Source organism: Sinomonas terricola (genome assembly GCF_034931225.1).
In the GTDB taxonomy this organism is placed as follows: Bacteria; Actinomycetota; Actinomycetes; order Actinomycetales; family Micrococcaceae; genus Sinomonas; species Sinomonas terricola.
This window is the reverse complement of sequence record NZ_JAYGGQ010000016.1, coordinates 125,474-137,936: the sequence shown is the minus strand read 5'-3', so window position 1 is coordinate 137,936 and position 12,463 is coordinate 125,474. Positions and strand designations below refer to the sequence as shown.

Genomic DNA, 12,463 nt, shown 5'->3' with positions numbered 1-12,463 from the left:
CGGCATCGCGGACCCGTACGCAGGCTAGGAATCCGCTGGCGGGCCACAGCGGACGGAGAAACAGCACGGCATCGCGGACCCGTACGCGGGTTGAGAGCAGCCAGCACTCATGGTCTGGTCGCGCCGTCACTTCTGCAGGGTGTGAGATCTGGCCACGCGTCGTGTGAGATCTGGCCACGCGTCGTGTGAGATCTGGCCACGCGTCCCAGACGGGTGGCCAGATCTCGCCAGATGCGTGGCCACTTCCAAGTCAGGAATTTGCGGGGGTGACGGCGCATCGGGAACGCGGACGGTCAGCGGCGGGCGCGTGCCGTCAGGGCGCGCCACAGCCTCCTGACCTCCGCCGCGAACCTTCGGAGGGTGCGCGTCGCATGCCGCGAAGCGCGCCCCATCGCGTTGCGCGGGCGCGCGAAGGCCGACGGCGGGAGGGCCGCGATGCGCGCGCGGGCCACGGGCGAGCTCGTCGCGCGGCTCGCGCGAGAGAGGGTCGAGATCGCGGCGCGCGTGGCGTCGTCGTCCGCGAGATAGCCCGGACGGCCGTACTCGTGGCGCTCGTATTCGCGAGTGAGGGTTGCGAGCGCTTCGCGGACGGGGGCGCCGTCGTCCGCCTCCCACGCCGCGAGCCGCCCCGCATAGGTGCGTGGCGTGTCGGACGGGCTCGCGGGAATCCCGTGGTCGAGCCCGATCGCCTCGAGCTCCTCCCAGGCCCCGTCGACGCCGCGCGAGAGGCGACGCCGCCGCTGGGCTGCGCGCACCGCGGCGGGAAGGACAAGGAGCGCGACGAGGACGAGGGCCCCGGCCGCCGCCGCGACGGCGGGCTCCCACGGAGACTCGGCCGGGCCTGCCGCGACCTGGGTCGGGGTGGCGCTCGGGCTGCTCGTGGGCGTGGGGCCGGAGCTCGGCCGGAGGCCCTCGTTGAGGTTGTCGAGATTGGTGCTCCCGCCCGAGGGGGAGTCCGTCTGCGCGTACGAGGGCAGGACGCCGCGCGACGGCGTGGGCTCGAAGGGAATCCAGCCGAGGCCCTCGAAGTACAGCTCGGGCCAGGCGTGGGCGTCGCGCGCGTCGACCTCGAATTCGGGGAGCACCCCGACGCCCGAGACGGCGACCGATCCGCCCGTCGGATGCCCCGGGGCGAAGCCCACGGCGATCCTGCTCGGGATCCCGACGAGACGCGCCATGACGGCCATCGCGGCCGAGAAATGGATGCAGTACCCGGACTTCTTCTCGAGGAACTTCTCGAGGACGTCCATGCCGGTTCCGTCGTAGCCCTCGTTGACGGGAGCCTGTTCCGAATAGGTGAACGTGCGGAGGTAGCCCTGGATCGCGAGGGCCTTCGCGTACTGGGACGCGGCCCCCTTCGTGACCGTCTCCGCCGTCGTCCGCACTTGGGCGGGGACGTCGTTCGGGACGATCCCGTTCTCGCGCCCGATGCCGCGCGCCGACGAGCGCGCCTTGTCGAGCTGATCCGGCGTGACGTCCGGCGTGACGGACCGGACGATGTAGTTCTGGTCGAGGCTCGCCCCCGGCTGCCCCTTGACGCTCAGGTTGAGCGGATCCCAGCCGAAGCTCCCGCGCACCCCCGTGATCGAGGCCGGGGCATACGGCGTGGGGAGGTACGGGCTCGTGAAGTTGCCGGTCGAGATGACGGTGGTCGTCGTGATGAGCGGGGCGGTCTGGGCCGTCCCGGGCGTGATCGCGCCGAGGTTGCCCTGGCGGGTGTCGTCGCGGTTGTCGGGGCCCCACGTCGTGCCGTCGAACGAATCGACCGTCACGGTCTGGAGGTAGAGCGGCCTCGTCGAGTCCGTCGCGTACCGCACGATGCCGACGCCCTGCGCGCTGCGCAGGTCGCTCCCGAGGCTGATGAACGGGTTGAGCCCCACGTTCTGGCCGAAGTACTTGAGCCGCGAGCCTTCGGGGAAGGCGCCCCGCTCGAAGCCCGGGATGAGCGCGGGGAGCACGAGCGCGCCCGTGACGATCGCCGCGACGATCCCGACGACGCCGAGCGGCGAGACCGTAGCCCCGGCGCGGCGGGCGCGGAACCCTGCAGGCGCGGCACCGTGGGGCTCGGCGCTTCCCTGAGGGGGCATCCGATCCGCGGCCGCGTCCGCCCGCGCGATCGCGAGGGCCGCGAGGTAGGCCGCCGCGGCGGTCGCGAAGCCCCACGCGCCGGGGCCGGACGGCTTGAGGAGCGCCGGGACGGCGAGGACCGAGAGCGGCGCGATGCCCGCGACGACGGGCAGGCGGCACGCGACGGCGATGGCCTCGCCGATGAGCGCCGTGAGCCCGAGGGAGCCCGTGAGGAGGGCGACGACGCCGACGTTCGGCCCCGCGGGCACGGCCTCGTAGGCGACCGTGTTCCACGCCTCGTCGAGCGCCTCGCGGGCGGCCTCGAGCGTGTGCGCCGTCGGGACGACGCCGAGCAGCGCGGTGTCGCGCAGGAACATGAAGGTGAGCGATAGCGCCCACACGACGAGGCCGATGGCGGACGGCACGGCGACGGGAAGGCGCACGAGGCGCCCCACGGCGGTCGCGCCCGCCGTCGCGAACACGACCACGACGATCGGGTAGAGCCACGCCCAGCCGCGCAGCACGCCGTCGTACGAGAGAGAGCCGCCGACAATAGACGCCGCGAGGCACATCCCCACGGCCGCGGGCTTCCACGCAAGCTGGCGGGGATCCCAGCGCGGGCGCCAGCGGGCCGGGACGGGGCGCGCCGCAGGGCGCGGCGGCGCGGCTACCACGGCGCCACCTCCTGCGTGAGCGCGAGCCACGCCGCGTCGACGCGCGTGTGCGCTGTCGCCTCGACCGCGAGCCACCCGGCCGCGCGCAGGGTCTGGACGGCGGCGTGCGAGGCCCCGGGCCGATCGGAGACGACGAGTGCGAGGGCCCGTTCCATCGATTCTGCGGCCGGCGCGAGGACTCGGGCGTCCTGGGCGCTCGTGCGGCCGAGGATCGCGACGAGCGGCCCGCGCTGGCGGTGGGCCTCGATGCGGTCGAGGAGGAGGTCCCCGAAGCCCTCGCCCGTGCGGGCGCCATGGCCAGGCGTGTGGACGGGCGTGCGTCCGGGCACGTGCGGACCGGGCGCCGGCGCCTCGCCCGCGCGGGGGAGGATCGCCGCGAGCCCCTCGGCTACGGCCGCGAGGCCCGTGCGGCCCGTGTAGTCGGGCGCGTCCGGCTCGGGCGACGACGGCGAGTGGGAGAGCGCCAGGCTTCCGTCCGCGTCGAGGAGCCGCAGCGTGTAGTCGAGGTCCGCGAGATGCGCGGCGACCGACATCGCGGCCGTCACGGCCCACTCGAATTCGGGCGGCCCCGGCGCCCATTCGCCTGGGGGAGCGGGGCGCCCCGTCGCGACGGGGAAGGCATCGCGGCGCAGGTCGAGGATGATCGTGGCCTCGGGGGACGTCGCGGACTCCTCCTGGCGCACCATGAGCTGGCCGTGCCGCGCCGTCGCGGCCCAGTGCACGCGCCGCATGGGGTCGCCGTGCCGGTACTCGCGCGTCATGACATCGTCCTCGGACGGATTCGCCTGCATGCGCGTCGCGATGCTCCCCTCGATGCCGCGCAGCCCCGAGAGGACCGACGACGCGAGCGGGACCGGGGCCGGCGTGACGGTGAGGCGGGTCCCCGCGTCGATCCGGGTGCGCTGTTCGGCGAGGCCGAAGACGTCGGTCGCACGCGCTTCGACCGGGCCGAGCACGTAGAGGCCGCGGTGCGGGCACGAGAGCTCGTAGCGGTAGCGGCTCGCGCCATCGCCCCCCACATGGCGCCCGGGATACGCGAAGTCCGGGCCCGAGCCGAGCGACGCGGGAAGGTGCTCGGCCATCGTGAGCCGACCCACGAGGACTCCCGCGTGCCGCACGGCGAGGCGCACCTCGGCGTCGCGCCCGGCCTCGACGACGGGAGGGTCGCTCGCGCGGTCCACCATGAGGCCCGGGCGGAAGAGCCGGTTCGAGATCCACGCCGCCGTCGGGACGAGGAGGAGGAACACGGCGAGGTGCAGGAGGTCCCGGCGCCCCATGAGCTGGGCCGCGAGGAGCACGACGCCGGCCGCGCCGACGAATCCCCAGCCGGCGGCGGTCAGCGAGCCCTGCCACGACCCCTGCCATGGCCTCTGCCAAGGCGTGTTGCGCCACCGCGAGGAGGGGAGCGCCACGGGACTCAGTCCTGCCGGCGGAGGCGGGCCGCGCCGTCGGACGGGATCGGCACGGCGGCGACGATCGCGTCGAGGACGCCGCCCGCGGTGAGCCCCGCCCCCGCGGCCCGGCGGTCGAGGATGAGCCGATGGGTCAGCACGGTCGAGGCCATCGCGGCGACATCGTCGGGAAGCACGAAGTCCCGGCCGTCGAGCGCCGCGCGGGCCTTCGAGGCCCGGAGGAGCTGGAGCACGGCGCGCGGGCTCGCTCCGAGCCGCAGCCGCTCGCTCGAGCGGGTCGCGCGTCCGAGCGCGACTGTGAATTCCTTGACCGGGTCGGAGACGTAGACCGACTTGACGGTCTCGATCATGCCGAGCACGTCGGCGGCCTCGGCAGCGGGCTCCACGGAGAGGAGCGGCGATTCGGACTGATGGCTCTCGAGCATGAGCGCCTCGGCGGCCTCGTCCGGGTAGCCCATCGAGATGCGCGCCATGAACCGGTCGCGCTGCGCCTCGGGCAGCGGGTACGTGCCCTCCATCTCGATCGGGTTCTGCGTCGCGATGACCATGAACGGCTCACTCAGGCCGTACGACGTGCCGTCCACCGTGACCTGATGCTCCTCCATGCATTCGAGGAGGGCGGACTGGGTCTTGGCGGACGCGCGGTTGATCTCGTCCCCGATCACGATGTTCGCGAAGACCGCCCCAGGCCGGAACTCGAACTGCCGGGTGGCCTGGTTGTAGATCGAGACGCCCGTGACGTCGCTCGGGAGCAGGTCCGGCGTGAACTGGATGCGGCTCACCGAGCAGTCGATCGTGCGCGCGAGCGTCTTCGCGAGCATGGTCTTCCCGACCCCTGGCACGTCCTCGACGAGGAGGTGGCCCTGGGCGAGGAGGACCGTAAGGGCGGTGCGGGACGCATCGGCCTTGCCGTCGATCACCCGGTCGACGGCGGCCAGGATCCGCTCGCACGTTGCCCTGAATCGCGTGGGCGGCATGGGCTCGGGCGGGGGCCCGGCTCGCAGCGGTGTGAGCGAGGTCCCCCCAATGCGGTGCACGTCCATGCGTCCCCTCCGGCCGTGTGGTGCCGGAAACCCGAGGAGATTTCCGTCACACCTGTGTGCTGTCCACGTTACCCGCAACCGGGAGACTTGGACGGGCCGATTCTGTGACCTTCCTGTGACCCGCTGCGGGAGCCATAGAGTGGGACGCATGTGTGCTTCGCTTCCGCCCGCCGCGTACCGATGGATCGAGGACGACGACTCCCTCGCCGGGGCCGACGGACCCCGCGGCGTGGCCGGCGAGGTGCGTGCGGCGCACGACGAGAGCGGGCGCAAGCGACGGCTCGAGTATCCGCCCGCCCCCGAGCCGCTCCCGGTTCCCGTGGCGGACAACCACACGCACCTCAACTTCCGGGACGGCCTCGTCGAGGTCGGCGTCCGCGAGGCCATGGATGCCGCCGAGGCTGTGGGGGTGCATCGCGCCGTCCAGGTCGGGTGCGACCTGCCGTCGTCGCGCTTCACGGTCGAGGCGGTCGACGCCGACAGCCGCCTGCTCGGCGCCGTCGCCCTCCACCCCAACGATGCACCGCGCTACGCGGCGCGCGGCGAGTTCGAGTCGGCGCTTGCCGAGATCGAGCGGCTCGCGGCGCATCCGCGCGTCCGCGCGATCGGGGAGACGGGGCTCGACTACTACCGCACCCACGGCGAGGCCCTCGAGGTCCAGCGCGAGTCCTTCCGCCGCCACATCGACATCGCGAAGCGCCTGGACCTCACCCTCCAGATCCACGACCGCGAGGCGCACGACGACGTCGTGCGGCTCCTCGGGGAGGAGGGGGCACCCGAGCGGGTCGTCTTCCACTGCTTCTCGGGCGGCGAGGATCTCGCGCGGACGTGCAACGAGAACGGCTGGTTCCTCTCCTTCGCGGGGACGCTCACGTTCAAGAATGCCGACAACCTGCGCAGCGGGCTCGCGATCGCGGACCCCGCCCGGATCCTCGTCGAGACCGACTCGCCGTTCCTCACGCCGCACCCGTTCCGGGGCCGGCCGAACGCGAGCTACATGGTCCCGTACACCGTCCGGGCCATGGCCGACGTGCTCGGCGCGGACCTCGCCGAGCTGTGCTCGCGCATCGGCGAGAACACCGTCGCGGCGTACGGGAGCTGGGACTGAGCGGCGTCGTTCGGAGCGTTCCAAACGGCCCCGGGGAGTCCCGTGCTGTGATGGAAACGTAATTTTTTCTTGTGTTTTGATAACGCTTCGATTACAGTCGATACCTATAGCCGGGGTCGGGGAAGGCCCACGGACGAGACAAGGCCCTGAGTGCTGCGACGCCGAAGGGTCGGGCCCACCCGTGTGCCCCGTCCGATCCCACCCGTGCCCGGTCCTCCGAGGTTAGGGCACACGTGAGCAGATACTCCGCCGAAAGCGCCACGGTGAAGCCGTTCAGGATCGCCGGTCAGGTCGCCGTTGTGGGCGCGCTCGTGCTGGGCACGACCGCCTTCGTCGCGAATGCCAAGACTGTCACGCTCAGCGTCGACGGAAAGACCAGCACCATCTCGACCTTCGCCGCCACCGTCGACCAAGTGGTCCGGGGCGCCAACGTGGAGGTTCACGCGGCGGACTCCGTCCAGCCCGCGCTCGCCGACGCCGTCGTGAGCGGCGCCGTCATCACGGTCAACCGCACCAAGGAAGTCACGGTCAAGCTTGACGGCGCCCAGCGCACCGTCGAGACGACCGTCCCGACCGTCGATGCCCTCGTCCACGAGCTCGGCGTCGCCTCCAACAGTGTCGTCTCCCTCGCGGGGTCGACGTCCCTCGAGCCCGCGGGCAGCGTCGTGAACATCTCGACGCCCAAGGACGTCACGATCCTCGTGGACGGCCAGTCCGTGACCCGCACCACCGCGGCCGCGACCGTGGCCGACCTCGTCAACGAGCTGGGCCTCACTCTCACCGACAACGACCACGTCTCGCTCCCGGGCAACGCGCCCGTCGTCGCCGACATGGTGTTCAAGGTGACGCGCGTCGACACGGGCAAGGCGGACACCGTCACGGAGCCCCTCCCGTTCAGCACGGAGAAGACCGACGCCCCCGACCTCCCGGTCGGCCAGACGAAGGTCGTCCAGCAGGGCGTGGCCGGGACGATCGTCAAGACCTACCAGGTCGTGACGGTCGACGGGCACGAAGCCGGCCGCACGCTCACGTCCCAGAACGTCACGGTCCAGCCCGTCTCCCAGAAGATCCTCGTCGGCACGAAGCAGCCGGACCCGGGCGCCAACACCGGCGCGGCGGCCCCGCCCGTCATGAACGAGGCCATGTGGGACAAGATTGCCCAGTGCGAGTCCGGTGGCAACTGGTCCATCAACACGGGCAACGGCTACTACGGCGGCCTCCAGTTCAACATCTCGTCGTGGCTCGCGAACGGCGGCGGGGCCTATGCGCCCAACGCGTCCCTCGCGACCAAGGAGCAGCAGATCGCCGTCGCGAACACGTACTACGCGAAGGCCGGCCTCTCGCCGTGGGGCTGCGCGTGGGCGGCGTCCCGCTGACCGCTCCCTAGCGCTGACCTGTCCGCAGGAGCGCCCTTTGCGTGCGCCGCCATGCGTTGGTCGAGATCTGGCCACGCGTTGGTCGAGATCTGGCCACGCGTTCCGGACGCGTGGCCACCTCTCACCGGACGCGTGGCCACCTCTCACCGGACGCGTGGCCAGATCTCGACCAGACCCTGCCGACGTGATGGCGCACCCATTGGTGCCGCGGCCGATCGGTGGGCGCCTCCCCAGATACGATTCTCTGGTGACTGAACCCGCCCACCTCCTCGGAGCCGCCGACATCCGGGCCCTCGCCGAGGAGCTCCGCGTCCGCCCGACGAAGACGCTCGGCCAGAACTTCGTCATCGACGGGAACACGATCCGCCGCATCGTTGCCGCCGCGAAGCTGGACCCCGAGGAGACCGTGCTCGAGGTCGGTCCCGGCCTCGGCTCGCTCACGCTCGGCCTCCTCGACGCCGCGGAGCGAGTGGTCGCGGTCGAGATCGATCCCACGCTGGCCCGCAGGCTCCCGGAGACGGTCGCGCAGTGGCGGCCCGGCGCCGTCGCCCGTTTCGACCTCGTGCTCGCCGACGCCCTCAAGGTGACGGAACTCCCTCGTGAGCCCAGCGCCGTCGTCGCGAACCTCCCGTATAACGTCGCGGTGCCCGTCGTGCTGCACCTGCTTGAGCACTTCCCGAGCCTGCGCCATGGCCTCGTCATGGTTCAGGACGAGGTCGCGGACCGCCTCGCTGCCGAGCCCGGCTCCAAGATCTACGGCGTGCCGAGCGTCAAGGCCGCGTGGTACGGGACGATGCGCAAGGCCGGCGTCATCGGAACCAACGTCTTCTGGCCCGCGCCGCGCATCCATTCGGGGCTCGTCGCGTTCGAGCGCCGCGAACCGCCGCGGACGACGGCGACCCGCGCCGAGGTCTTCGCGGTCATCGACGCCGCGTTCGCCCAGCGCCGCAAGACGCTCCGGGCCGCGCTCTCGGCGTGGGCTGGGGGCGGGCCGGCCGCCGAGCGCGTCCTCGTCGCGGCCGGCGTCGACCCGAGCGCGCGCGGCGAGACGCTCGGCATCGAGTCTTTCGTGCGCATCGCCGAGCAGCGCCACACGGCTCACGCTGAAGCATCCGCCGACGGCGGGACCCTGGGATAGCGTGGGGCACATGCGTTCAGGAAGCGGAGGCGGCCGTCGATCGGTCCGCGCCAAGGCGCCCGGCAAGGTCAACGTCTCGCTCCGCGTCGGGCCGCCGCGCCCGGACGGCTACCACAGCGTCGCGAGTGTGTACCTCGCGGTTTCGCTGTTCGAGGAAGTGCGGGCGACGGCGACCGAGGCGCCCGGCATCACGGTGAGCCTGAGCCCCGAGAGCACGCTCGAGATCGATGAGCTCGAGATCCCGCTCGACGAGCGCAACCTGGCCGTGCGGGCCGCGGCGCTCATGGCCGAGGTATCCGAGCGGCCCACGGGCGTGCACCTCGAGATCACGAAGCGCGTCCCCGTGGCAGGGGGCATGGGCGGCGGCTCCGCCGATGCCGCCGCCGCCCTCCTCGCGTGCAACGCGCTCTGGGACGGCGGGCTCTCGCGCGACGAGCTCGCCCATCTCGCGGCCGAGCTCGGCGCCGACGTGCCGTTCGCGCTCCTCGGAGGCGCCGCCGTCGGCCTCGGGGTCGGTGACCGGCTCTCTCCCGCGCTCGCGACCGAGCGACTCGACTGGGTCCTCGTGCTCGCCGACTTCGGCCTCAGCACGCCCGCCGTGTTCCGCGAGCTCGACCGGCTCCGCGCCGCCGAGGGCATCAAAGCCGAGGAACCGGTCGACGTCGAGGCCGGGGTGCTTTCCGCGGTCCGCGCGGGGGACGCGCATGCCCTGAGCCACGTGCTCCTCAACGACCTCCAGCGGGCCGCGGTCTCCCTCGCCCCGGGCCTGCGCGACACGCTCGGCTGGGGAGACTCGCACGGCGCGCTCGCGTCCCTCGTCTCCGGCTCCGGGCCGACCGTCGCGCTCCTCGCCGAGGACGCGGGCTCGGCCGCGGAGCTCGCCGAGGCCCTCGCGCACCGCGGCGTCGAGGCGCTCGCCGTGCACGGCCCGGTTCCCGGGGCGCGGATCCTGAGCGATACGCTGCTGTAGTAGTTTTTTGCACACCCCCACCCGGAAGCGATCCTTGGCACACCTGCTCGGCGGCGAGAACCTCAGCATCTCCTTCGGCACCCGCACCGTCCTCGACGGCGTGACGGTCGGACTCAACTACGGCGACCGGATCGGCGTCGTCGGCCGCAACGGCGACGGGAAGTCGACCCTGATGCGGCTTCTCGCGCAGCGCATCACTGCTGATGCCGGCCGCGTGACGTGGCGGCGCGGGCTCGACGTCGGCTACCTCGACCAGGGCGACGTGCTCGACGGCGACCTCGACGTGGGGCGCGCGATCGTCGGCGACCGCGCCGACCACGAGTGGGCCGCGAACCCGCGGATCCGCGAGATCATGGCCGGCCTCGTGGGCGACGTCGACTGGCACGCGCGGGTTAATTCGCTGTCGGGGGGACAGCGGCGCCGCGTCGCCCTCGCGAAGCTCCTCATCGAGCCGCACGACGTCATCATGCTCGACGAGCCCACCAACCACCTCGACGTCGAGGGCGTGGCCTGGCTCGCGCGCCACCTCAAGGGCCGCTGGCGCGCGAACGAGGGCGCGTTCCTCGTCGTGACCCACGACCGCTGGTTCCTCGACGAGGTCTCGACCGACACGTGGGAGGTCCACGACGGGATCGTCGAGCCGTTCGAGGGCGGCTACGCGGCCTACGTCCTCGCGCGCGCCGAGCGCGACCGCATGGCCGCCGTCGTCGAGGGCAAGCGGCAGAACCTCATGAAGAAGGAGCTCGCGTGGCTCCGCCGCGGCGCCCCCGCCCGCACGTCCAAGCCCAAGTTCCGCATCGAGGCCGCGAACGCGCTCATCGCCGACGTGCCCGAGCCCCGCGACTCCGTGGCGCTCTCGAGGATGGCGACGGCGCGGCTCGGCAAGGACGTGGTGGATTTGGAGGGGGTAACGCTCGCGTACGACGACGAGTCCCCGCTGCTCGACAACGTCACCCTGCGCCTCGCGCCGGGCGAGCGCGTCGGCGTCGTCGGCGTCAACGGCGCGGGCAAGTCGACGCTCCTGCGGCTCCTCTCGGGCGAGATCGCGCCGACGTCGGGGCGCGTCAAGCGCGGGAAGACCGTGGTGCCCGCCGTCTTGAGCCAGGACGTGCGCGAGCTCGACGACGTCGCGGACCTGCGCGTCGTCGAGGTCATCCAGCGCGAGAAGCAGACGTTCGCGATCGGGGGCAAGGAGCTCACCGCGGGGCAGCTCGTCGAGCAGCTCGGGTTCACGAACCAGAAGCAGTGGACGCGCGTTTCCGAGCTCTCGGGCGGCGAGCGCCGCCGCCTCCAGCTCCTGCGGCTCCTCGTGGGCGAGCCCAACGTCCTCATGCTCGACGAGCCCACGAACGACCTCGATACGGACACGCTCGCGGCAGTCGAGGACGTGCTCGACGGCTGGCCCGGGACGCTCGTCGTCGTGAGCCACGACCGCTACCTCCTCGAACGCGTCACGGACCACCAGCTCGCCCTCCTGGGCGACGGGAAGGTGCGCGCGCTGCCCGGCGGCGTCGATCAGTACCTCGCACTGCGTGAGGCGGCCCTCGCCTCGGGGGCCGTCGCGGGGTCTGGCCCTGCTCCCGCGTCGGGCGCCGGAACGGCCGACGGCGGAGCGTCGCCGGCCGCGTCCGGCGCTGCGGGCGGCTCGGGAGCCACCGAGGCCGAGAAGCGCCAGGCCCGCAAGGACCTCAACCGCGTCGAGCGGCAGCTCGGAAAGCTCACGGACCAGGAGGCCAAGCTCCACGCGCAGATGGCCGAGGCCGCCGAGGACTATGGCCGCCTCGGCGAGCTCAACGCGCAGCTTCAGGCGCTGCTCGCCGAGAAGGAAGGGCTCGAGCTCGAGTGGCTCGAGGCGTCCGAGGTGCTCGAGTAACGGCTCCCGCGGAGCGAATCAACCCGGCTGGTGCCGGACGCTGTCCGTCTGGGCCCCCAGCGGGATCTTCACCGCTTGCCGTCGCGGGCATCGAGGGCTTCAAGCGCAGCAGTGGCTGACAGGACGTCGTCACTCTGGGCCTTCGCATCGGCAAGCTGCTTCTCGGCCGCCGCAACAGCCGAACGGTGTTCGAACAGCGCCTCAACGAGGTGTTCCCGGGCGGAGGAGATCCGCTGGCTCCGTCTCTTCTCGAGGCTTTCGACCAGCGGAGCCGGATGATTGAAGGCCGATGGAGCAATCGCGAATATCTCGCCGTCGAAGTCGATTTCCTGCTCACACGCCTCGACAATGCCATCGCGATCACGGATGCTGCCCAGCTGGCCTCGGCCATACTCCTGAGCATGCTCGAGTATCATCTCGGCGGCCCGCAGGAGGACGTCGGCACGGTTCTTTCTGGCACAGAACTCACGTTCGGCGGCGCTCACTCGCTGCGCATATGCCGTCTCAGCTGAGTTCTTCGCCTCCATGAGCCGATATCGTTCGCCTTGGACTGGGCTGGCGCCAACTTGCTCTGCCAGAGGTGACCTTCGAGCTGGCGCTTCCTTGGCCGACTCTGCCAGCCGGCCCTTCATGGACATCCTTGCCAATATTCTGCGCTCTGCGATCACTGCGGCCAGACTCAGGAGCCCGATGATGCTGGCGATGCCAGCCCACATGATGCCGTTCGAGTCCACGTGCCTCGCCTGCCAATCGAGTCTTCGGTGTGTTCCACAAAAACTGTCCCAAGTCGGCGTACTCGTAA

At 71.8% G+C, this 12,463-nt stretch carries 9 protein-coding genes; 5 read left to right on the top strand and 4 right to left on the bottom strand.

What is annotated here, in order from left to right:
• Positions 1 to 293 precede the first annotated feature (293 nt).
• From SPF06_RS18515 to SPF06_RS18505, 3 genes are read right to left on the bottom strand one after another with little or no spacing between them, the layout of a single operon-like run.
• Positions 294 to 2,741: a transglutaminase TgpA family protein gene (locus SPF06_RS18515; protein ID WP_323280614.1), complete on the bottom strand. Its 2,448-nt coding sequence runs from the start codon at positions 2,739 to 2,741 to the stop codon at positions 294 to 296.
• A complete protein-coding gene (locus SPF06_RS18510) occupies positions 2,735 to 4,153 on the bottom strand; it encodes a DUF58 domain-containing protein (RefSeq protein WP_323280613.1) in 1,419 nt (472 codons plus the stop codon). The genes SPF06_RS18515 and SPF06_RS18510 overlap by 7 nt, the downstream gene beginning before the upstream one ends.
• A gap of 5 nt (positions 4,154 to 4,158) precedes the next feature.
• A complete protein-coding gene (locus SPF06_RS18505; protein ID WP_323280612.1) occupies positions 4,159 to 5,196 on the bottom strand; it encodes an AAA family ATPase in 1,038 nt (345 codons plus the stop codon).
• A gap of 148 nt (positions 5,197 to 5,344) precedes the next feature.
• Between SPF06_RS18505 and SPF06_RS18500 the strand changes: the two genes are divergently transcribed.
• From SPF06_RS18500 to SPF06_RS18480, 5 genes are all read left to right on the top strand, one after another.
• A complete protein-coding gene (locus SPF06_RS18500; protein WP_323280611.1) occupies positions 5,345 to 6,304 on the top strand; it encodes a TatD family hydrolase in 960 nt (319 codons plus the stop codon).
• Positions 6,305 to 6,537: 233 nt separating this feature from the next.
• Positions 6,538 to 7,680: a resuscitation-promoting factor gene (locus SPF06_RS18495; protein ID WP_323280610.1), complete on the top strand. Its 1,143-nt coding sequence runs from the start codon at positions 6,538 to 6,540 to the stop codon at positions 7,678 to 7,680.
• A gap of 247 nt (positions 7,681 to 7,927) precedes the next feature.
• Positions 7,928 to 8,818 (top strand): 16S rRNA (adenine(1518)-N(6)/adenine(1519)-N(6))-dimethyltransferase RsmA, encoded by an 891-nt coding sequence (gene rsmA, locus SPF06_RS18490; protein WP_323280609.1) that lies wholly within the window; start codon positions 7,928 to 7,930, stop codon positions 8,816 to 8,818.
• 10 nt (positions 8,819 to 8,828) lie between these two features.
• On the top strand, positions 8,829 to 9,788 hold the full coding sequence (locus SPF06_RS18485; protein ID WP_323280608.1) for a 4-(cytidine 5'-diphospho)-2-C-methyl-D-erythritol kinase: 960 nt from the start codon (positions 8,829 to 8,831) through the stop codon (positions 9,786 to 9,788).
• Between the two features lie 34 nt (positions 9,789 to 9,822).
• Positions 9,823 to 11,661 (top strand): ABC-F family ATP-binding cassette domain-containing protein, encoded by a 1,839-nt coding sequence (locus SPF06_RS18480; RefSeq protein WP_323280607.1) that lies wholly within the window; start codon positions 9,823 to 9,825, stop codon positions 11,659 to 11,661.
• 68 nt (positions 11,662 to 11,729) lie between these two features.
• Here the strand turns inward: SPF06_RS18480 and SPF06_RS18475 are convergent, their stop codons facing one another.
• Complete coding sequence (locus tag SPF06_RS18475) at positions 11,730 to 12,395, bottom strand: hypothetical protein (protein ID WP_323280606.1); 666 nt, start codon at positions 12,393 to 12,395, stop codon at positions 11,730 to 11,732.
• Positions 12,396 to 12,463: the final 68 nt, after the last annotated feature.